Genomic DNA, 21,389 nt, shown 5'->3' with positions numbered 1-21,389 from the left:
CTCATGCGGTGTGTCCCCCCAGGACGGAAAAGGGGCCGGCGCCCGTGGTGCGCGCGTGGAGCGCCGGCTCTGGGTGTTACGCGTGCCGCGGGCCGTCCGGGCGGCGGTACGGGCAGTACGGCCGGGAAGGGTCGCGCGGGTGGTGAAGGTGGGGCGAGTGGGGCGGCTGGCGCCGGCGGGTCAGAGGAGCTTGAGCGTGACCTGCGACTGGAGCACCTCGGGCGCGGTCCAGGCGGAGCGGGTGCCGGCGTAGGCGGTGCCGAAGTCGGCGGTGCCGAGCAGCAGCTGCTTCTTGGTCCCGTTCGGGGCGGTGACCGGGGCGACGACTCCGGAGGGCGCCTTGACGACGACGTCCTTGCCGATCTTGTAGGCGGTCACCTTGCCGTCGGCGACGGCCTTGTTCCAGGCCGCGCGGCGCTGGAGCTCGACGCCGGTGTCCTTCATGCTCTGGTTGACGATCGGCGCGCTGGTCGCGTAGAGGCCGCGGTAGGTGTCGAGGACCTGGTTGAGCACCGGGTACAGGGTGCGGTCCTCGGCGAGGTTGGACTGGTGGACGTAGTGCGGCCGCGGGTCGTTGGCCAGTACGTGGCGCATGGCGGTGCGCGCTTCGGCCGGGACGATGTGGTCGAGGTAGCCGGTGCTGGTGTTCAGCGGGGCCGGCAGGCAGGTGGAGGTCGCCGGGTTGTCCTCGCAGATGCCGCTGCCGCCGTCGGCGCGGCTGGTGTAGATCCAGTTGTACTCGTCGGCCATCTCCGCGTTGGTGCCCGTGTTGTAGTACACGTTCATCGGGTGGCGGGGGACGGTCAGGGCGGCGCCGACGGCCCGCTGGTCGGGTTCGCGGGAGTTGTCGCTGCCGGCCCACTTGACCCCGTTGTCGGCGAGGGCGCCGGCCAGGTTGGGGTTGTCCTGCGGCTGCTGCGGGAGGGTCTTGAGGCCGGAGTGCTCGCCGGTGACCAGCTCGGAGCGGTCGAGGGTGATGCCCTTGGAAGCCGCCCAGTTGTTGTTGTCGCGGATCTGCGCGGAGATCTCGGCGCGGCTCATCCAGTTGGTCGCGCCCTGGGCGTTCTTGGTGCAGGACCAGGGGTTGGCGCTGGTGTCCTGGACGCAGCCGAGGAACGGGTGCGTGTAGGTGTGGTTCATCCAGCGGAACTTGGCCCGGTCGGCGACGAGCTGGGCGGTCATCGCGTCGGTGCCGCCGTTCTCGGCCTTCCACTCCTCGCCGGCGCCCGCGTTGAAGAGCATGTCCAGCTTGAAGTTCTTGGACGTCTGCCACTGCGCCGCGTACTGGGCGTCGGCGGCGGTCATCCGGATGGTGCTCTCCTTGCCCTCGCCGCCCGCGCAGGCGTAGTCGCCGGGCGTGCAGTTGAGCTCCTTGCTCCAGCGGGCGTCGGGGGCGAAGACGTCGTCGACGTGGACCGCGAAGTAGTTGCGCTCCTGGCCGAGGTGGACGCCCTGGGTGAGCCATTCGACGATGCCCCGGGCCAGCAGCCGGAACTGCTGCTGGTACTGGTTGTAGCCGAAGGTGACGACCAGTTCGGAGCGGCCGTCGTGGGTGTACTCGCCGACGAGCGAGGCCCGGCCGCCGGTGACGGGGGCGTCCAGGTAGCTGGTGTAGCCGGTGCGCGGCTTGCCCATGAAGCCGTAGCTCTCCGGAACCATGGCGGAGTTGTCCTCGAAGGCGACCTGACCGCCGAGGTAGCCGAAGGGGCCCGCCTTGCCGGCGGCGGTGACGGCTGCCTGGGTGCCGTCGAGCTGGCCGCTGTAGCCGCCGTTGTCCGTGTACTCCAGGCCGACCCCCGGGTGGGCCCAGGTGTAGGCGTCGACCTGGCGGATCCCGTACGTCGTCTCGTACGCGCTGAGCGCCGCCATCTCGGCGGAGCCCTCGCCGAAGGGGTTCTCGTTGGGCAGGACGACGCCCTGGTACTTGGCCCGGGGGCGGCCGTCGACGGTGTCGGCGAGGAACGCCGCGTCGATGACGGGGCGGCCGGCACTGGCGAGGTCGACCCGGGTGTAGGGGACGCCCGTGTCCTTGAGCTGCGCGGTGATCGCGCCGACCGAGCTGCCGCCGTCGTCGACGACGAGCACCTTCAGGTCGATGCGCGGCGTCACGGCCGCCGCCTGGGCGGTCGCGGCGGGTACTGCCACGGACATCAGGGCCGCTGCCGCCATCGCCGCGGCGGCCCTGTTCATCCGGTTCTTGTTGACCATTTCGGCCTTCCCCCCGCAGGCATCCCTCGACGACGGCCCATGGCGGACGGCCGGGCCGGGGAGGCACTGTGGAAAATCATGCAAAAGGACCCCACGTCCCCTTGCGAGAGTGATGCGAGTCTCTCGGACCCCGTCAGCTCTAAAGGGCAAACCTGGAGCAGAGTCCACAGATGGGTGAACCTGATGGCGCGTTGATCGAACAACTTGACAAACCCTGTAGTGGCGTACGGACGACTACCTGCGCGTAGGCTCGTTTCCGGCGGCCGCTGGGCCCGAATACGATCGCTGCGGAGCGGCCGGTGACCCCGACGCGACCCAAGCGCCCACTAACACAAACGGAAGCGAGACCTCACCACCGTGACTGCTCTGACTCTCAGCACTGCCGGCGCTGCGACGCTGCGCGCCGACGCCCTCGTGGTCGGCGTGGCGAAGGGCCCGAAGGGGCTCGTCGTGGCCGCCGGCGCCGAGGCCGTGGACAAGGCGTTCGACGGAAAGCTCGCCGCCGTGCTCGACTCGCTCGGTGCCACGGGCGCCGAGGGCGAGACCACCAAGCTGCCCGCCCCGGCCGGCCTCAAGGCCCCGGTCGTGCTGGTCGTCGGCCTGGGCACGGCCCCTGAGCAGGACGAGTCCTTCGACGAGGAGGCCCTGCGCCGCGCCGCCGGCGCCGCCGCCCGCGCCCTGCACGGTTCGAAGAAGGCCGCGTTCGCCCTCCCCCTGGACGACGCCTCCGCCGTCACCGCCGTCGCCGAGGGCGCGCTGCTCGGCGCGTACGCCTTCACCGCCTACCAGGGCGGCGAGAAGAAGAACGGCAAGGCCGACAAGCACGGCGGGCCCAAGCAGCCGCTGGCCGAGGTCGCCCTGCTGGGCGCCAAGCCGCGCGACAAGGAGCACAAGGCCGCGGCCGAGCGCGCCGTCGTCGTCGCCACCGAGGTCAACGTCGCCCGTGACCTGGTCAACACCCCGCCGAACGACCTCACCCCCGAGGCCTTCGCCGCCGTCGCCTCCGCGACCGCGAAGGAGAACGGCGTCAAGGTCCAGATCCTGGACGAGAAGGCGCTGGTCAAGGGCGGCTACGGCGGCATCATGGGCGTCGGCAAGGGCTCCGAGAACCCGCCGCGCCTGGTGAAGCTCTCCTACACCCACGCCAAGGCGGAGAAGACCCTCGCCTTCGTCGGCAAGGGCATCACCTACGACTCGGGCGGCATCTCCCTGAAGCCGGCCGGCCACAACGAGACGATGAAGTGCGACATGGCCGGCGCCGCCGCCGTCTTCGCCGCCGTCATCGCCGCCGCCAAGCTGGGCCTCCAGGTCAACGTCACCGGCTGGCTCGCGCTCGCCGAGAACATGCCCTCCGGCTCCGCCACCAAGCCCGGCGACGTGCTGCGCATGTACAGCGGCAAGACCGTCGAGGTCCTGAACACCGACGCCGAGGGCCGCCTGGTCCTGGGCGACGCGCTGACCAAGGCCTCCGAGGACGCCCCGGACGCGATCGTCGACGTCGCCACGCTCACGGGTGCCATGGTGCTGGCGCTCGGCGACCGCACCTTCGGGATCATGGCCAACGACGACGCCTTCCGCACCTCGATCCACGAGATCGCGGAAGAGGTCGGCGAGGCCTCCTGGCCGATGCCGCTCCCCGAGGACCTGCGCAAGACGATGGACTCCCCCACCGCCGACATCGCCAACATGGGCGTGCGGATGGGCGGCGGCCTGGTCGCCGGCCTCTTCCTCCAGGAGTTCGTCGGCGAGGGCATCGCCTGGGCGCACCTGGACATCGCGGGCCCGGCCTTCCACGAGGGCGCCCCGTACGGCTACACCCCCAAGGGCGGCACCGGCTCCGCCGTGCGCACCCTGGTGCGCCTCGCCGAGCGCACCGCCACCGGCGACCTGGGCTGACGGCCCCGGACCCCGTCGCGCGGGCGTCCGCGTACCACCTCGTGAGACGCCCGCTGTGACGCGCGCCGCGCCCCGGGACCCCCGTCGGGGTCCCGGGGCGCGTTCGCTCTGGAAGAAACGTCGAGGATCAGTAGGTTTCTACGCACGGGTAACCCTGATCTCGGGCAGAACGACGGTCCACACCCGGGGCCCGGCGTCCCGCGTTCCCCCGACAAATGCGAAGATGGGTTCTCGGCAGGACAGGGCCCCCACCACAGGGCCGAAGAAACAAGCGGCCGATTACCAGCCGCCGCCCGGTCACAGAGGACCGGTGCCCGGCGCACATGCATGGAGGACGTGACGTGGCGAACGACGCCAGCACCGTTTTCGACCTAGTGATCCTCGGCGGTGGCAGTGGCGGTTACGCCGCGGCTCTCCGCGCATCCCAGCTGGGTCTCGACGTTGCGCTGATCGAGAAGAACAAGCTCGGCGGCACCTGCCTGCACAACGGCTGCATCCCCACGAAGGCTCTGCTGCACGCCGGTGAGATCGCCGACCAGGCACGCGAGGCCGGACAGTTCGGTATCAAGGCCTCTTTCGAGGGCGTTGACATCGCCGGTGTGCACAAGTACAAGGACGAGGTCATCTCGGGCCTGTACAAGGGCCTGCAGGGCCTGGTCGCCTCCCGCAAGGTGACCTACATCGAGGGTGAGGGCCGTCTGTCCTCCCCGACCTCCGTCGACGTGAACGGCCAGCGCATCCAGGGCCGCCACGTCCTGCTGGCGACCGGCTCCGTGCCGAAGTCGCTGCCGGGCCTGAACATCGACGGCAACCGGATCATCTCCTCGGACCACGCGCTGGTCCTGGACCGCGTGCCCCAGTCCGCGATCATCCTGGGCGGCGGCGTCATCGGCGTCGAGTTCGCCTCGGCGTGGAAGTCCTTCGGCACCGACGTCACCGTCATCGAGGGCCTCAAGCACCTCGTCCCGGTCGAGGACGAGAACAGCTCGAAGATCCTGGAGCGCGCGTTCCGCAAGCGCGGCATCAAGTTCAACCTGGGCACCTTCTTCCAGTCGGCCGAGTACACCGAGACCGGTGTCAAGGTCACGCTGGCCGACGGCAAGACCTTCGAGGCCGAGGTGCTGCTGGTCGCCATCGGCCGCGGCCCGGTCTCCCAGGGCCTGGGCTACGAGGAGCAGGGCGTCGCGATGGACCGCGGCTACGTCCTGGTCGACGAGTACATGCAGACCAACGTGCCGACCATCTCGGCCGTGGGCGACCTCGTCCCCACCCTGCAGCTCGCGCACGTCGGCTTCGCCGAGGGCATCCTCGTCGCGGAGCGCCTGGCCGGCCTGAAGGCCGTGCCGATCGACTACGACGGTGTCCCGCGCGTCACGTACTGCCACCCCGAGGTCGCCTCGGTCGGCATCACCGAGGCCAAGGCCAAGGAGATCTACGGCGCGGACAAGGTCGTCGCCCTGAAGTACAACCTGGCGGGCAACGGCAAGAGCAAGATCCTGAAGACCGCGGGCGAGATCAAGCTCGTCCAGGTCAAGGACGGTGCCGTGGTCGGCGTCCACATGGTCGGTGACCGGATGGGCGAGCAGGTCGGCGAAGCCCAGCTGATCTACAACTGGGAGGCCCTGCCGGCCGAGGTCGCGCAGCTCATCCACGCGCACCCGACCCAGAACGAGGCCCTCGGCGAGGCCCACCTGGCCCTGGCCGGCAAGCCGCTTCACGCACACGACTAATCGTCACGGGCGCGACGACCACTTCCGCACTTTCGTTAGGAGCAACTGAAACCATGTCGGTTTCCGTAACCCTTCCGGCGCTCGGCGAGAGCGTCACCGAGGGCACTGTCACCCGTTGGCTCAAGGCCGAGGGCGAGCGCGTCGAGGCCGACGAGCCGCTGCTCGAGGTCTCGACCGACAAGGTCGACACCGAGATCCCCTCCCCCGTCTCCGGCATCCTGGCCTCCATCAAGGTCGCCGAGGACGAGACCGTCGAGGTCGGCGCCGAGCTGGCCGTCATCGACGACGGCTCCGGCGCCCCGGCCGCCGCTGCCGCCCCGGCCGCCGAGCCCGTCGCGGCTCCGGCGGCTCCGGCCCCCGTCGCCGAGGCCCCGGCCGCCCCCGCACCGGCCGAGACCCCGGCTGCCCCGGCCGCCGCTCCGGCGGGCGCCGCCTCCGGTACCGACGTCGTGCTGCCCGCGCTGGGCGAGTCGGTCACCGAGGGCACCGTCACCCGCTGGCTGAAGGAGGTCGGCGAGTCCGTCGAGGCCGACGAGCCGCTGCTCGAGGTCTCCACTGACAAGGTCGACACCGAGATCCCCGCGCCGGTCTCCGGCACCCTGCTGGAGATCCTGGTCGCCGAGGACGAGACCGCCGAGGTCGGCGCCCGTCTCGCCGTCATCGGTGTCGCGGGCGCGGCTCCGGCCGCCGCTCCGGCCGCCGCAGCTCCGGCTCCGGTCGCCCCGGCCGCTCCGGCCGCCGCTCCGGCTCCGGTCGTGGCCGCTCCGGCCGCCGCAGCTCCGGCTCCGGCCGCCCCCGTGGCCGCTCCGGCTCCGGTCGTGGCCGCTCCGGCCGCCCCGGCTCCGGTCGCCGCTCCGGCTCCGGTCGCCCCGGCCGCCCCCGCCGCCGTCTCCGGCGACGAGGGCGCGTACGTGACCCCGCTGGTGCGCAAGCTCGCCTCCGAGTCCGGCGTCAACCTGTCGACGGTCACGGGCACCGGTGTCGGTGGCCGTATCCGCAAGCAGGACGTCCTGGCCGCCGCCGAGGCCGCCAAGGCCGCCGCCGCTCCGGCTCCGGCCGCCGCGGCCGCCGCCCCGGCCGCCGCCAAGGCTCCGGCCGCGGTGTCCGAGCTGCGCGGTCAGACGGTCAAGATGACCCGCATGCGCAAGGTCATCGGCGACAACATGATGAAGGCCCTGCACTCGCAGGCGCAGCTCAGCTCCGTGGTCGAGGTGGACATCACCAAGATCATGAAGCTGCGCGAGAAGGCCAAGGCCGGCTTCCTCGCCCGCGAGGGCGTCAAGCTGTCCCCGATGCCGTTCTTCGTCAAGGCCGCTGCCCAGGCGCTGAAGGCCCACGCGGTCGTCAACGCCCGGATCAACGACGACGAGGGCACCATCACCTACTTCGACTCGGAGAACATCGGCATCGCCGTGGACTCCGAGAAGGGCCTGATGACCCCGGTCATCAAGGGTGCCGGTGACCTCAACCTGGCGGGCATCTCCAAGGCCACGGCCGACCTGGCCGGCAAGGTCCGCGGCAACAAGATCACCCCGGACGAGCTGTCCGGCGCGACCTTCACCATCAGCAACACCGGCTCGCGCGGTGCGCTGTTCGACACGGTGATCGTTCCGCCGAACCAGGTCGCGATCCTGGGCATCGGTGCCACGGTCAAGCGCCCGGTGGTCATCGAGACCGAAGAGGGCACCGTCATCGGCGTCCGCGACATGACGTACCTGACCCTGTCCTACGACCACCGCCTGGTGGACGGCGCGGACGCGGCCCGGTACCTCAGCGCCGTCAAGGCGATCCTCGAGGCCGGCGAGTTCGAGGTCGAGCTCGGCCTGTAAGGCCCTGCGCACAGCCCCGGCTGTCGCTCGCGGCGCCCCCGTCCGGATTCGTCCGGGCGGGGGCGCCGTCGTTGTGCCCCGTTGTGCCCCGCTGTAACGAGCCTCACCCTGCGTCCCTGACCACGAACGCATCGGAGCAGGCCACGACGGCCTTATTGTCTACGCATCAGGCCCCGCGTGTCCGCACACACAGGAGTTGAAACCCGATGATCACCCCACCCGTCGTGCACTCGCTGCGCGAGCAGATCCGCGAGCACATCGTGGAGGGGATCGTCAGCGGCCGCTGGAAGCCCGGCGAGCGGATCGTCGAGCGCCGGATCGCCGTGGAGCTGGAGGTCAGCCAGACGCCCGTGCGCGAGGCGCTGCGCGAGCTGGAGACGCTGCGGCTGATCGAGTCGGCGCCGAACAAGGGCGTCCGCGTACGCAACCTCTCGGCGGCCGACCTGGAGGAGATCTACCCGGTCCGGGCCGGTCTGGAGCAGATCGCGGCCGAGCTGGCCGCCCCGAGGCTGGCGACCGACTGCTCGGCCCTGGAGCCGCACGTGGAGGCCCTGTGGGAGGCCGACCGGATCCAGGACGGCACGGCCCAGGTGCGGCACACGGTGGGCTTCCACCGGGAGATGGTGCGGGCGGCCGGGAACAGCGTGCTGCTGCACACCTGGGAGAGCCTGGGCATCGAGGTCTTCACCGCCCTGTCCATCCGGTGGCTGGGAACCGTCCAGAAGTCCTACGCGGAGGAGCACGAGGCCCTCGTCGCCGCGTTCCGCAGCCAGGACCCCGATATCGGCGTCCTGGTGAAGCGGCACGTCCTGGGCTGCGCCCCGCGCAGCGCCTGACCTTCCTCCCACCCGTCTGACCTGCACATTTGACCGATCCTCCAGCGGATCGCGGCGCCGGTGGCATGTACTGATGAAACCGGCACCGGGTGCCTGAGTTCATGGCACCGGGTGCCGACTTTCGTCACACCGTCGATTATTCGTCACTTTTATTTGATCGATCATCGATCAGGGATTTACAGTCACTGCGGGCCCCAACCGGGTCCAACGACCCTGTCCTGCCCGTCAGGGTTTTCTTCACCACCTCCTCTCCTTTGTCCGGAAGGCGGCGCACACCGATGTCCGACCCCGTAGGAAAGCTTCCGAGCGAGCTCGACCAGCTCCCGGACCGCGACACCGAGGAGACCGCCGAATGGGCGGCCTCCCTCGACGCCGTCGCCAAGGCCGCCGGTACGCGCCGCGCCGAATACCTGCTCCGCCGCACCCTCCAGCACGCCGAGGCCGCCGGCCTCGCCCTGCCCAAGCTGCTGGAGACGGACTACGTCAACACCATCCCCACCTCCGCGGAACCCGAGTTCCCGGGTGACCAGGAGATGGAAGCCAGGATCACCGCCTGGAACCGCTGGAACGCGGCGGCCATGGTGACCCGCGGCTCCAAGTACGGCGTCGGCGGCCACATCGCCACCTTCGCCTCCGCCGCGTGGCTGTACGAGACCGGCTTCCAGCACTTCTTCCGCGGGAAGGAGGCCGACGGATCGGGCGACCAGCTCTACATCCAGGGCCACGCCTCCCCCGGCATCTACGCCCGCGCCTTCCTCGACGGGCGCGTCTCCGAGCAGCAGCTCGACAACTTCCGCCAGGAGGCCGGCGGCAACGGCCTGCCCTCCTACCCGCACCCGCGGCGCCTGCCGTGGCTGTGGGAGTTCCCCACGGTCTCCATGGGCCTCGGCCCGCTCTCCGCGATCTACCAGGCGCGCTTCAACCGCTACCTGGAGAACCGCAGGATCAAGGACACCTCCAACTCGCACGTCTGGGCCTTCCTCGGCGACGGCGAGATGGACGAGCCCGAGTCGACCGCCGCCCTGGCCCTGGCCTCCCGCGAGCAGCTCGACAACCTGACGTTCGTCATCAACTGCAACCTGCAGCGCCTCGACGGCCCGGTCCGCGCGAACTTCCGCGTGGTCCAGGAGCTGGAGGCCCAGTTCCGCGGCGCCGGCTGGAACGTCATCAAGACCCTCTGGGGCACCGCCTGGGACGAGCTGTTCCAGCTCGACACCACGGGCGCCCTGGTACGCCGCCTGCGCGAGGTACCGGACGCGCAGTTCCAGACGTACGCGACCCGCGACGTGGCCTACATCCGCCAGCACTTCTTCGGCGCCAACGCCGAGCTCGCCGCCCTCGGCGCCCTGCTCTCCGACGCGAAGATCGCCGAGTGCTTCCACACCTCCCGCGGCGGCCACGAGCCCCGCAAGGTGTACGCCGCGTACAAGGCCGCCCTGGAGCACAAGGGCGCGCCGACGGTCATCCTCGCGCAGACCGTCAAGGGCTACACGCTGGGTGCCGGGTTCGAGTCGAAGAACGCGAACCACCAGATGAAGAAGCTGACGATCGACGAGTTCAAGGACATGCGCGACCTCCTTGGCCTCCCGATCCCGGACAGCGCCTTCGCCGACGGCAAGGTCCCGTACGGCCACCCGGGCGCGAACAGCCCCGAGGTGCGGTACCTGAACGAGCGCCGCGCGGCCCTCGGCGGCCCCGCCCCGGCCCGCAAGGTCCACCACGTGGCCCTGCCGGCTCCGGCCGACCGCTCCTTCGCCCCGCTCATCAAGGGTTCCGGCAAGCAGGAGATGGCCACCACCATGGCCTTCGTCCGCCTCGTCAAGGACCTGATGCGGGACAAGGAGACCGGCAAGCGCTGGGTGCCGATCGTCCCCGACGAGGCCCGTACCTTCGGTATGGAGTCCCTCTTCCCGTCGGCCGGCATCTACTCGCCGCTGGGCCAGACGTACGAGCCGGTCGACCGCGACCAGCTGATGTACTACAAGGAGGCCAAGGACGGCCAGATCCTCAACGAGGGGATCACCGAGGCCGGCGCCATGGCCGACTTCATCGCCGCCTGCACGTCGTACGCGACGCACGGCGAGCCGATGATCCCGTTCTACATCTTCTACTCGATGTTCGGCTGGCAGCGCACCGCCGACCAGATGTGGCAGCTCGCCGACCAGCTCGGCAAGGGCTTCATCGTCGGCGCCACGGCCGGCCGCACCACGCTGACCGGTGAGGGCCTCCAGCACGCCGACGGCCACTCGCACCTGATCGCGTCCACGAACCCGGCGTCGCTCAACTACGACCCGGCCTTCGCGTACGAGATCGCGGTGATCGTCAAGGACGGTCTGCGCCGCATGTACGGCGAGACGCCCGAGGACGTCTTCTACTACCTGACGGTCTACAACGAGCCGAAGGTGCAGCCCGCGATGCCCGAGGGCGTCGAGGAGGGCATCGTCAAGGGTCTCTACCGCTTCAACACGGCGGCCGACCTAGCGGAGGCGGCCCCGGCCGCCGACGCCGCGAAGATCCAGCTCATGGCCTCTGGTACGGCGATCCACTGGGTCCTGGAGGCGCAGCGTCTGCTGGCCGCCGACTGGAACGTGGCCGCCGACGTGTGGTCCGCCACCTCGTGGGGCGAGCTGCGCCGCGACGCGCTGGAGTGCGACGAGGCGCTGCTGCGCGGCGAGGAGCGCACCCCGTACGTGACCCGCGTGCTGGAGGGCGCCCCGGGCCCGGTCCTGGCGGTCTCCGACTGGATGCGCCAGGTCCCGGACCAGATCAGCCAGTGGGTCCCGCAGGACTACACCTCGCTGGGTACGGACGGCTTCGGTCTGTCCGACACCCGTGAGGGCGCCCGCCGCCACTTCGGTGTCGACGCCCAGTCGATCGTGGTGGCCTCGCTGGCCCAGCTCGCCCGCCGCGGCGAGGTTCCCGCCTCCGCGGTCAAGGAGGCCCGGGAGCGCTACGGCCTCTGAGCCGTGTCCCGTCGAACGCCGAAGGCCGGTGTCCACCCCCCAAAGGGGTCGGACACCGGCCTTTGGCCGTATGAGCGGTGGCGGGGCGGGGTGCGAGCCCGGATGCTGGATCCCGTGATGGACGAGACGGAGTTCTGGGAGATCGTCGACCGTACCCGCGAGGCCGCCGAGGGCGACCCCGAGGAGCATGCCGAGCTGCTCGTGGAGCGGCTGGCACAGCTCGATCCCGACTCCGTGCTGGATTTCGCGCGGCACTTCGAGTCGCGCTACAACCGGGCGTACACCTGGGACCTGTGGGGCGCGGCGTGGGTCCTGCTCGACGGGGCGAGCGACGACGCGTTCGACTACTTCAGGTGCTGGCTCATCGGGCAGGGCCGGGAGGTCTTCGAGGGCGGGGTGCACGACCCGGACCGGCTGGCGGAGCTGCTGGGCGAGTTCGACGAGGAGATCGACGGGGACGGCGAGGAGCTGGGGTACGCGGCCGACGAGGCGTACGAGCAGCTCACCGGGGTGGTGGCGCCGGACCTGGGGATCCCGTTGCAGGCGGAGGAGCCGGAGGGCGCCCCGCTGGACTTCGAGAACGAAGCCGTGCTGGCGGAGCGCTTCCCCCGGCTCTGGGACCGCTTCCGCCCCTAGGGGGTGTCCGCCGTCTCGTCCTAGTAGTGCGTACCGCCGTCGATGCGGATCTCGGTGCCGGTGATGAAGGCGCCGTCCTCGGAGCCCAGCATCGCGACGACGCCGGCGACGGTCTGCGGGCCGGCGAAGCCCTGGCCGAGGGCGGGGGCGAGCTTGGCGAACAGGCTCCAGTCGGTGTCCTCGGGCAGGCCGGGGCCGGTGCCGGTGGTCATGCCGCTCTCGATGGAGCCGGGGGCGACGGCGACGAAGCGCAGGCCCTGCTTGCTGTACTCGGCGGCCAGTGCGTGGGTCATGGACTGGATGCCGCCCTTGCTGGCCGCGTAGGCGGACATGTAGGGGTGGGCGAAGCTGGCCGAGGTGGAGCTGAAGTTGACGACGACGGGCTGCTCTCCGGCCAGCAGGGCGGGGAGCGACTCGCGGATCATCAGGAAGGTGCCGGTCAGGTTGACCGAGATCACCTGGTTCCACAGGTCGAGCGTGGTCTGGTGGGTGTGCGCGGAGCGCAGGATGCCCGCCGCGTTGACCAGTACGTCGATGCCGGTGAGGGCGTCGACCGCGGCGGCGACGCCGGTCTTGACGGCGGCCTCGTCGGATATGTCCAGGACGGCGGTGGTCAGCCGGCCGGCGTGGCCGTCGGCGGCCGCCCGGTCGGCGGTGGCCTTGAGGCCGGCCTCGTTGACGTCGACGGCGTGGACGCGGCCGCCCTCGGAGAGAATGCGGTGGACGGTGGCCTGGCCGATGCCCGAGCCGCCGCCGGTGATGAGGACGCGACGTCCTTCGTAACGGTTCATGGGGCGAGCGTACCGAGAGCCTGGCACGTTTTGCCAGACTGGCACGTAATGCATTCTTCAGCTAGGCCTGGCGTAGTCTTCACCCGTGAGATCTCCCCGCCCGTACTCCCCCCAGAGCGGCCCCGGAACCCAGTCGCTGACGGAGCGCCGCAAGGCCGCCACCCAGCTGGACATCGCCCGCGCCGCGTGCGAGCTCTTCGCCGCACACGGCCCCGACGGCACCACCGCCGAGGACATCGCCCACCGGGCGGGGGTCGCGCTGCGCACGTTCTACCGCTACTTCCGCAACAAGCAGGAGGCCGTGGCCCCGCTGCTGGCGGGCGGCGGCGACGCCTGGCGGGCGCTGCTGGCCGAGGAGCGGCCGGGCACCCCCCTGTCCGAGGCGCTGGAGCGCGCGGTGACGCGTTCGCTGAGCGATTCGCAGGCCGTGGAGGAGGGGCTGGAGGTCACCCGCGGCCTGCTGCGCGCGGCCGCCTCCGACGAGGCGCTGCGGGCGGTCTGGTACCGGGTGAACCAGGACTCGGAGGAGCGCCTGGTCCCGGTGGTGGCCGGACTGGCCGGCCCGGACGCGGACCCGATGTCCGTACGCCTCCTCGCGGCGGCCGCCACGGACGCGATCCGCGTCTCGCTGGAGCTCTGGTCCGCCGGGGACGCCCCGGTCTCCGGCCCCGGCTCCCCCGCGGACCTCGCGGTCCGCGCCCTGCGCGAGCTGACCGGCGCGATGCCCCTGATCCGCCGCTGAGCGGAGCAGGGGCACCGGAAGAGGGGTGCGGGGCGCTCAGCGCCAGCCGCCCCAGTCGTCGTCCCATCCGCCGTGGTCGTGCCAGCCGGCGTTGTCCCAGCGGCCCCAGTCGCTGTCGTTCCAGCCGTGGTCGTGGTCGCTCCAGCGGCCGTTCCCACCACAGTCGTCGTCGTCCCAGTGGTTCGAGTGGCGGTAGTCCGAGCGCGAGTCCCAGCCACCGTCGTGGGCGGAGGCGTTCGTGACCGGCAGCAGACCCAGGGCGAGTCCGGCGGCCCCGGCGACAACGGCTCCGACGATCCTACGGCGCATCTTCATGCACCTCCGATACAAATATCGCTTATCGGGCTTTTAGGTCTTATCAACCGTTACTCCGGTCGGGCGGGCTGTCAAAAGCAGAAGGCCCCCGCCACTCTCCGAAAGAGAGCGGCGGGGGCCTTCCCTGCCTACGCTGACCTGGGCTTCTTACAGGTCGAAGTAGAGCTCGAACTCGTGCGGGTGCGGGCGCTGCGCGATCGGGGCGATCTCGTGCGTGCGCTTGTAGTCGATCCAGGTCTCGATGAGGTCGGGGGTGAAGACACCGCCGGCCAGGAGGTACTCGTGGTCCTCCTCCAGGGCCTTGAGGACGTCCTCGAGGCTGGTCGGGACCTGCGGGACGCTCGCGTGCTCGTCGGGCGAGAGCTCGTAGAGGTCCTTGTCGATCGGCTCCATCGGCTCGATCTTGTTCTTGATGCCGTCGAGGCCCGCGAGGAGCAGCGCCGCGAAGGCGAGGTACGGGTTCGAGGACGGGTCCGGCGCGCGGAACTCGACGCGCTTGGCCTTCGGGTTCGAGCCCGTGATCGGGATGCGCATGGCGGCGGAGCGGTTGCGCTGCGAGTACACCATGTTGACCGGCGCCTCGAAGCCCGGCACCAGGCGGTGGTACGAGTTCACCGTCGGGTTGGTGAAGGCGAGCAGCGACGGGGCGTGCTTGAGGATGCCGCCGATGTAGTAGCGGGCGGTGTCCGACAGGCCCGCGTAGCCGGCCTCGTCGTAGAAGAGCGGCTCGCCGCCGGTCCACAGGGACTGGTGGACGTGCATGCCCGAGCCGTTGTCGCCGAAGATCGGCTTCGGCATGAAGGTCGCGGTCTTGCCGTTGCGCCAAGCGACGTTCTTCACGATGTACTTGAAGAGCATCAGGTCGTCGGCCGCGGCGAGCAGCGTGTTGAACTTGTAGTTGATCTCGGCCTGGCCACCGGTGCCGACCTCGTGGTGCTGGCGCTCGACCTGGAGGCCCTGGGCGTCCAGCTCGAGGGAGATCTCGGCGCGCAGGTCGGCGAAGTGGTCGACCGGGGCGACCGGGAAGTAACCACCCTTGTAGCGGACCTTGTAGCCGCGGTTGTTCTCCTCGGAACCGGTGTTCCAGGCGCCGGCCTCGGAGTCGATGTGGTAGAAGCCCTCGTTCGCGGAGGTCGCGAAGCGCACGCTGTCGAACACGTAGAACTCGGCCTCGGGGCCGAAGAACGCGGTGTCGGCGATGCCGGTGGAGGCGAGGTAGGCCTCGGCCTTCTTGGCGATGTTGCGCGGGTCGCGGCTGTAGGCCTCACCCGTGATCGGGTCGTGGATGAAGAAGTTGATGTTGAGCGTCTTGTCCTTGCGGAACGGGTCCAGGCGCGCGGTGGTGATGTCGGCACGCAGCGCCATGTCGGACTCGTGGATCGCCTGGAAGCCGCGGATCGAGGAACCGTCGAAGGCGAGCTCCTCCGCCGGGTCGAACGCTCGCGCCGGGATGGTGAAGTGCTGCATCACACCAGGCAGGTCGCAGAAGCGGACGTCGACGAACTTGACGTCGTTCTCCTCGATGTACTGCTTCACTTCGTCGGCGTTCTTGAACATCCAACTCCTCCTACTCCCGGTCCCGGGGCAGGGACGGGCTTTATAGCTCGTGGTGCGTCAGTGCGGTGCCGCACGCTGACCGACCATAAGCAGACGGGATTTCCCAAGCATGACCCATTTGTTTCGCACAAGTTAACCAGGGTCCGGTCCAGGTCCCGTGGAGGACCACCGGTACCGTGGTGGAGTGGACAACAGGCAAGCAATCGGTTCCTGGCTCTCCGGCCCGCGCGCGGCCGCCGAGGAGATGGGCGTCGACTTCGGCTATCCGGGCCAGCGGCTCGGCCTGCCCCAGTCGGGACCCGGCTCCGCGGCCCGCTTCGGACGCCGGCTCGGTGCCGTCCTCGTCGACTGGATCGGCTGCCAGCTCATCGCGTACGGGCTCATCACCCACGGCGATCTGGCGGCCGCGGGCAACTGGACGCTCGCCCTCTTCCTCTCCCTGACCCTGCTGACCGTAGGAACCGTGGGATTCACCCCCGGCAAGCGGATGCTCGGCCTCCGGGTGGTCGGGCAGGGCGGCGGCCGCCTGAGCATCCCCCGCGTGGTGCTGCGGACCCTGCTGCTGGCCCTGGTCGTCCCGGCGCTGATCTGGGACCGCGACGGCCGCGGACTGCACGACCGCCTCGCGGGCGCGGTCCAGGTCCGGATCTAGTCCGGAGCCGGGTCCGGATCCGGATCCCGGCTCCAGCGGCGCACCACCGGTACACCACCGCAGACGCGTAGAGGCGTACGCGCACCGCGGCGGTGGCCGGAATCCACCGCTCGCATGCACAGCTCGTATACACACGGGGGCGCCCCCGAGCCGGATGGCTCGGGGGCGCCCCCGTGTGTATACGACGAGTACGGTCAGCGCATCTTTCCGCCGCGCGGCATGCGCATGCCCTTGGGCATCGGGCCCTTCGGGACCGGCATGTTGCTCATGAGGTCACCCATGGCCCGGAGCTTGTCGTTGACCTGCGTGATCTGCGGGCCGGACAGGACGCGCGGCAGCTTCAGCAGCGTCGTGCGGACCTTCTTGAGCGGCACCTCGCCCTCGCCGGTGCCCACGATGAAGTCGTGGACCGGGATGTCGGGCATGATCCGGGCCATCTTCTTCTTCTCGGCCGCGAGCAGGGCCTTGACCCGGTTCGGGTTGCCCTCCGCGATCAGGACCACGCCCGCCTTGCCGACGGCCCGGTGGACGATGTCCTGGTTCCGGTTCATCGCCACGGCCGGGGTGGTCGTCCATCCCCGTCCGACGTTGTCCAGTACGGCCGCGGCAGCGCCCGGCTGCCCCTCCATCTGCCCGAAGGCAGCCCGCTCGGCCCGCCGTCCGAAGACGATCGCCATCGCGAGGAACGCCACCAGGAAGCCCAGGATGCCCAGGTAGACCGGGTGGCCGATCAGGAAGCCGATCGCAAGGAAGACACCGAAGGTGACGATTCCCACGCCCGCGACGATCAGACCGACCTTGGGGTCGGCCTTCCGCGTCATCTTGTACGTCAGGGCGATCTGCTTCAGTCGCCCGGGGTTCGCAGCAGTCTCTGCGTTTGACTTCCTCGCCATAAGGCGAAGTTTACGTGTCCTGCGGGGTCCGGGTCGCCGCGGCCTCGAGTACGTGCTCGGTTTCCACGCGGTCCTTCGCCCGGCGTCGGTCCTCGAGGACGGCCGTCCAGGCGTTGCGCCTGGCACCGCTCATGAGCAGCGATTCCAGGCCCCGGAAGGCCTCGGTGAAGGACGGAATGGCGATGGCGCGGACTGGCGCGGCCTGCATGATGTCGACCCCTACTCTCGCTGCTCGCATCGTCGGCGTGTGCGGTGCGTGGATCCAGCGTCACTGACTGGTGTTACCAGGGCGTGACCGGTCGGTCAAATGTGATTGACACGTTGCAAACACAGACGCGGCCCGCCGGGCTCCTCACACGAAAAGAGCCTAGGGGCCGCGTCGATGCGGTGTTACCGATTGGTAGCTTTTGTGCGTGAGCTCACACTCACGCACGGTCACGCGGTCGCCGGATCAGACGGCGGCGCGCTTCTCCATCGCCTGGTTGTACAGGCGGCCGGCGCGGTACGAGGACCGGACCAGCGGGCCGGACATCACGCCGGAGAAGCCGATCTCCTCGGCCTCCTTCGCCAGCTCCACGAACTCGGCCGGCTTCACCCAGCGCTCCACGGGGTGGTGCCGCGGCGAGGGGCGCAGGTACTGGGTGATGGTGATGAGCTCGCAGCCCGCCTCGTGCAGCTCCTTGAGCGCCTCGCTGACCTCCTCGCGCTCCTCGCCCATGCCCAGGATCAGGTTGGACTTGGTGACGAGGCCGTAGGCGCGGGCCTGCCGGATCACGTCGAGGGAGCGCTCGTAGCGGAAGCCCGGGCGGATGCGCTTGAAGATGCGCGGCACGGTCTCGACGTTGTGCGCGAAGACCTCGGGGCGGGAGGCGAAGACCTCCTCCAGCAGCTCCGGGACCGCGTTGAAGTCCGGGGCCAGCAGCTCGACCTTGGTGTGGCCGCCCTCGCGGCCGGCCGTCTGCTGGTGGATCTGGCGCACGGTCTCCGCGTACAGCCACGCGCCGCCGTCCGCCAGGTCGTCGCGGGCGACGCCGGTGATGGTGGCGTAGTTCAGGTCCATGGTGACCACGGACTCGCCGACCCGGCGGGGCTCGTCCCGGTCCAGGGCCTCGGGCTTGCCCGTGTCGATCTGGCAGAAGTCACAGCGCCGGGTGCACTGGTCGCCGCCGATGAGGAAGGTGGCCTCGCGGTCCTCCCAGCATTCGTAGATGTTCGGACAGCCGGCTTCCTGGCACACCGTGTGCAGTCCTTCGCCCTTCACCAGGGCCTGCATCTTGGTGTACTCGGGACCCATCTTCGCCCGGGTCTTGATCCACTCGGGCTTGCGCTCGATGGGGGTCTGGCTGTTACGGACCTCCAGGCGCAGCATCTTGCGTCCGTCGGGTGCGACTGCGGACACGACCGGCTCCCTGTGACTTCGATTCTTCGGCGCCCACCAGGGTACGCCCGTAAATTCGTACGCTCTTACGTCCGCCAACCGGGGGCCGCCCGGAGGCATTCCCCCGCCCGGTCAGCCGGCGGCCGGCTCGATCTCGCGCGGCTTCAGCTCGGCCTGCTCCAGCACGTCCTTCAGGTGCCGTTCCACGACCGGCAGGACCTCGGCGATGGTGACCTCGCGGCCCAGTTCGTACGAGAGCGAGGTCACACCGGCGTCCCGGATCCCGCAGGGGATGATCCGGTCGAACCAGGTGCTGTCCGGGTTCACGTTCAGGGAGAAGCCGTGCATCGTGACGCCCTTGGCGACGCGGATGCCGATGGCGGCGAGCTTGCGGTCCTCGCGGCGCTGGCCGGCGTTGGAGGGGGCGTACTCGGGGCCGTGGAGGCGGGCGTCGAACTCGTCGTCGCCGTTGCGGGGGTCCGGCGCGGGCACGCTGAAGTCCAGGGAGAGGCCGCCTATCTGCGGGCGCTGCTCCACGGGGTCGCCGAGCACCCAGACGCCGGAGCGGCCCTCGACCCGGGTGGTCTCCAGCCCGAACTCGGCGGCGGTGCGGATCAGGGCGTCCTCCAGCCGGCGCACGTGGGCGACCACGTCGACGGGGCGGGGCAGCTTCATGATCGGGTAGCCGACGAGCTGGCCCGGGCCGTGCCAGGTGATCTTGCCGCCGCGGTCCACGTCGATGACCGGGGTCCCGTCCAGGGGGCGCTCGCTGGGGTCGGTGCGGCGGCCGGCGGTGTAGACCGGCTCGTGCTCCACCATCAGGCAGGTGTCGCCGATCTCGTCCGCGAAGCGGGCCGCGTGCACCCGGCGCTGCTCTTCCCAGGCTTCGGTGTACTCGACGGATTCCGGCCCGAAGCCCAGATGGACAAACCGAAGCTCAGTCACCGCAGCGCCTCCTCGTTGAACCTGCTGTGTGCACGTATCGCACTCCGGTCAAGAGTACGGCGGCCCGTGCGCGGCCCCTCAGGCCCCCGGCGCGGGCTCCGGCGCGGGTGCCCGTGCCGGTCCCCGCGCGGGCTCCGGCGGCGGGGCGGCCGGCAGCCGGCGGGGGCGCCTGCGGCCCGCGGCCGGCCGGTCCGGGTCCTCGTCGGCCCTCGGCAGCCTGCGGTGGCCCTCGGAGTGGTCGTTGACCCAGCCGCACACCCCGCACGCGTAGCGCCCGTCCAGTCCCGCGATGAGGGTGCCGCAGCGGCGGCACTCCGCCTCGGTGATCTCGGGGGCGGGCAGCGGGGCGGTGGATTCCGCGGAGGGATCGGGGAGGTAGGCCCTGGGGGGACGGCGGGTCATGTGGCGCAGAGTACGCGGACCGGGTGGGCCGGTCCGTAAAGAGCCCTACCCATTCTGCACACGATCGGATGAATGTGGGGCAGAGAGGGCGGTGTGAGGGGAGTTGGCCGCTACATTCACGCCGTTCACAGGGCCGGGACCCCGGTCCGTCACGTACGGAAACCGTGGAGCCGATGACCGAACGACCTGCCCAGCGTGTCCCCAACCGGCAGCTCGCGGCACTGATCGCGGAAGCCGGGTTCTCCAACGCCGGGCTCGCCCGCCGTGTAGACCAGCTCGGTCTGGAACACGGTCTGGACCTGCGGTACGACAAAACCTCCGTGACCCGCTGGCTGCGCGGCCAGCAGCCCCGCGGCACCACCCCGGCGCTGATCGCGGAGGTCTTCACGCGGCGCCTCGGGCGGCGGCTGTCGGCACAGGATCTGGGCCTGGACGCGTGCGCCCCCGTGTACGCCGGGCTGGAGTTCGCGGCCACCCCGGAGGAGGCCGTGGACATCGCGAGCGGTCTGTGGCGCAAGGACTCCGGCTCGCACGCCGAGCTGCGCAAGATCGCCTTCACCCCGGCCGGGCTGGTGGTGCCCAGCCGGGACTGGCTCATCGGGCGGGCCGACGAACGCGTGGGCCGCGGCGCCGATCCCGCCGCGCACCGCGTCCCCGCCCAGGGCCGCGCCTCGGTGCCCCGGCAGCGGCAGATCGACCGGGGGCCCGGACAGCGGGTGACCAGCGGGGACATCGCGGCGCTGCGTTCGGTGAGCGAGCTGTTCCGGACCCTGGACCACACCTACGGCGGCGGCCACGCCCGGCAGGCCCTGGTCCGGTACCTGGAGCACGAGGCCGAGCCGATGCTGCGCGGCACCTACGGGGAGACGACCGGGCGGCGGCTGTTCGCGGCGGCCGCCGACCTGACCCGGCTCGCGGGCTGGACCTCGTACGACATCGCCGCGCACGGGCTGGCCCAGCGGTACTTCGTGCAGGCGCTGCGGCTGGCGCAGGCGGCCGGGGACCGGCCGTACGGGTCCTACGTGCTGATCACCATGAGCCGTCAGGCGGTCTACCTGGGGCACGGCCGGGAGGCGGTGCAGCTGGCCCGGGTCGCCCAGCAGGGCGTGGGCTCGGGGCCGCCGCCGGTGGTGCAGTCGCTGCTGCACGCGTCGGAGGCGCGGGGGCACGCGGTGCTGGGCGAGGTGCGGGCGGCGACGGCCTCGCTGGTGCGGGCGGAGCGGGCGCTGGGCGCGGCCCGGCCGGGGGACGACGTGCCGCACTGGGCGCGGCTGTTCGACGAAGGGCAGCTGGCGGACGAGTTCGGGCACTGCCACCGGGACCTCCAGCAGTACCGGGCCTCGGCGCAGCACGCGGAGCGCTCGCTCCAGCTGCGGGCGCCGGGGTTCGCGCGGTCGCGGCTGTTCTGCCGGGTGGTGCTGGCCACGGCGCGGCTGGGGCTGGGCGAGCTGGACCAGGCGTGCGCGCTGGGGGCGGAGGCGGCGCAGCAGGCGATGGAGATGCGGTCGGTGCGCGCGGTGGAGTACGTACGGGACTTCGAGCGGCGGCTGGAGCCGTACCGGGACGCGGCGGCGGTGCGGACGTACCGGGACCGGGTGTCGGCGCTGAGCTGACCG

General features: G+C 70.7%; 18 protein-coding genes. 9 read left to right on the top strand and 9 right to left on the bottom strand.

Features of this window, described 5'->3' with window-relative positions; translation table 11 throughout:
* Positions 1-180 precede the first annotated feature (180 nt).
* On the bottom strand, positions 181-2,208 hold the full coding sequence (locus tag OG553_RS24225; protein ID WP_405980998.1) for a hypothetical protein: 2,028 nt from the start codon (positions 2,206-2,208) through the stop codon (positions 181-183).
* A 357-nt stretch (positions 2,209-2,565) separates the two neighbouring features.
* Here OG553_RS24225 and OG553_RS24220 point away from each other — a divergent pair, with 357 nt between their 5' ends.
* The 6 genes from OG553_RS24220 (at position 2,566) to OG553_RS24195 (ending at position 12,098) form a co-directional block, all read left to right on the top strand.
* Entirely contained in the window at positions 2,566-4,104 is a 1,539-nt protein-coding gene (locus OG553_RS24220; protein ID WP_405980997.1) for a leucyl aminopeptidase, read from the top strand.
* A gap of 341 nt (positions 4,105-4,445) precedes the next feature.
* The gene (lpdA, locus tag OG553_RS24215) at positions 4,446-5,834 is read left to right on the top strand and encodes a dihydrolipoyl dehydrogenase (RefSeq protein ID WP_405980996.1); all 1,389 of its coding nucleotides are present in this window, start codon (positions 4,446-4,448) and stop codon (positions 5,832-5,834) included.
* Positions 5,835-5,887: 53 nt separating this feature from the next.
* Positions 5,888-7,663 carry a 2-oxoglutarate dehydrogenase, E2 component, dihydrolipoamide succinyltransferase gene (gene sucB, locus OG553_RS24210; RefSeq protein ID WP_405980995.1) on the top strand — a complete coding sequence of 592 codons (1,776 nt, stop codon included), beginning with the start codon at positions 5,888-5,890 and terminating at the stop codon, positions 7,661-7,663.
* 209 nt (positions 7,664-7,872) lie between these two features.
* On the top strand, positions 7,873-8,499 hold the full coding sequence (locus tag OG553_RS24205) for a GntR family transcriptional regulator (RefSeq protein ID WP_405983121.1): 627 nt from the start codon (positions 7,873-7,875) through the stop codon (positions 8,497-8,499).
* Positions 8,500-8,777: 278 nt separating this feature from the next.
* A complete protein-coding gene (gene aceE / locus OG553_RS24200) occupies positions 8,778-11,462 on the top strand; it encodes a pyruvate dehydrogenase (acetyl-transferring), homodimeric type (RefSeq protein WP_405980994.1) in 2,685 nt (894 codons plus the stop codon).
* 117 nt (positions 11,463-11,579) lie between these two features.
* On the top strand, positions 11,580-12,098 hold the full coding sequence (locus OG553_RS24195; RefSeq protein ID WP_405983120.1) for a DUF4240 domain-containing protein: 519 nt from the start codon (positions 11,580-11,582) through the stop codon (positions 12,096-12,098).
* A gap of 20 nt (positions 12,099-12,118) precedes the next feature.
* Here OG553_RS24195 and OG553_RS24190 read toward each other — a convergent pair whose 3' ends face one another.
* Positions 12,119-12,889: an SDR family NAD(P)-dependent oxidoreductase gene (locus OG553_RS24190; protein ID WP_405980993.1), complete on the bottom strand. Its 771-nt coding sequence runs from the start codon at positions 12,887-12,889 to the stop codon at positions 12,119-12,121.
* An 85-nt stretch (positions 12,890-12,974) separates the two neighbouring features.
* Between OG553_RS24190 and OG553_RS24185 the strand changes: the two genes are divergently transcribed.
* The gene (locus OG553_RS24185) at positions 12,975-13,631 is read left to right on the top strand and encodes a TetR/AcrR family transcriptional regulator (protein WP_405980992.1); all 657 of its coding nucleotides are present in this window, start codon (positions 12,975-12,977) and stop codon (positions 13,629-13,631) included.
* A 36-nt stretch (positions 13,632-13,667) separates the two neighbouring features.
* On the opposite strand, the gene OG553_RS24180 is transcribed toward OG553_RS24185, so the two are convergent.
* The gene (locus OG553_RS24180) at positions 13,668-13,940 is read right to left on the bottom strand and encodes a hypothetical protein (protein WP_405980991.1); all 273 of its coding nucleotides are present in this window, start codon (positions 13,938-13,940) and stop codon (positions 13,668-13,670) included.
* 153 nt (positions 13,941-14,093) lie between these two features.
* Entirely contained in the window at positions 14,094-15,503 is a 1,410-nt protein-coding gene (glnA, locus tag OG553_RS24175) for a type I glutamate--ammonia ligase (RefSeq protein ID WP_401243199.1), read from the bottom strand.
* Between the two features lie 184 nt (positions 15,504-15,687).
* Here glnA and OG553_RS24170 point away from each other — a divergent pair, with 184 nt between their 5' ends.
* Positions 15,688-16,155: an RDD family protein gene (locus OG553_RS24170; RefSeq protein ID WP_405980990.1), complete on the top strand. Its 468-nt coding sequence runs from the start codon at positions 15,688-15,690 to the stop codon at positions 16,153-16,155.
* Positions 16,156-16,349: 194 nt separating this feature from the next.
* On the opposite strand, the gene OG553_RS24165 is transcribed toward OG553_RS24170, so the two are convergent.
* The 5 genes from OG553_RS24165 to OG553_RS24145 all read right to left on the bottom strand — a co-directional run bounded on the left by OG553_RS24165 (position 16,350) and on the right by OG553_RS24145 (position 19,773).
* Positions 16,350-17,048, bottom strand: a complete 699-nt coding sequence (locus tag OG553_RS24165; RefSeq protein ID WP_405980989.1) for a DUF4191 domain-containing protein — start codon at positions 17,046-17,048, stop codon at positions 16,350-16,352.
* Between the two features lie 10 nt (positions 17,049-17,058).
* The gene (locus OG553_RS24160; RefSeq protein ID WP_401243206.1) at positions 17,059-17,256 is read right to left on the bottom strand and encodes a hypothetical protein; all 198 of its coding nucleotides are present in this window, start codon (positions 17,254-17,256) and stop codon (positions 17,059-17,061) included.
* Between the two features lie 243 nt (positions 17,257-17,499).
* Positions 17,500-18,447 carry a lipoyl synthase gene (gene lipA / locus OG553_RS24155; RefSeq protein ID WP_007263733.1) on the bottom strand — a complete coding sequence of 316 codons (948 nt, stop codon included), beginning with the start codon at positions 18,445-18,447 and terminating at the stop codon, positions 17,500-17,502.
* A gap of 111 nt (positions 18,448-18,558) precedes the next feature.
* A complete protein-coding gene (gene lipB / locus OG553_RS24150) occupies positions 18,559-19,371 on the bottom strand; it encodes a lipoyl(octanoyl) transferase LipB (RefSeq protein WP_405980988.1) in 813 nt (270 codons plus the stop codon).
* A 78-nt stretch (positions 19,372-19,449) separates the two neighbouring features.
* Positions 19,450-19,773, bottom strand: coding sequence for a hypothetical protein (locus tag OG553_RS24145; RefSeq protein WP_405980987.1), 324 nt, complete (start codon positions 19,771-19,773; stop codon positions 19,450-19,452).
* 173 nt (positions 19,774-19,946) lie between these two features.
* On the opposite strand from OG553_RS24145, the gene OG553_RS24140 reads away from it, so the two are divergent.
* Positions 19,947-21,386, top strand: coding sequence for a regulator (locus tag OG553_RS24140; RefSeq protein ID WP_362470279.1), 1,440 nt, complete (start codon positions 19,947-19,949; stop codon positions 21,384-21,386).
* Positions 21,387-21,389: the final 3 nt, after the last annotated feature.

The organism is Streptomyces sp. NBC_00158 (assembly GCF_045160885.1).
Lineage (GTDB): Bacteria > Actinomycetota > Actinomycetes > Streptomycetales > Streptomycetaceae > Streptomyces.
This window is presented reverse-complemented; position numbering and strand designations above follow the sequence as displayed.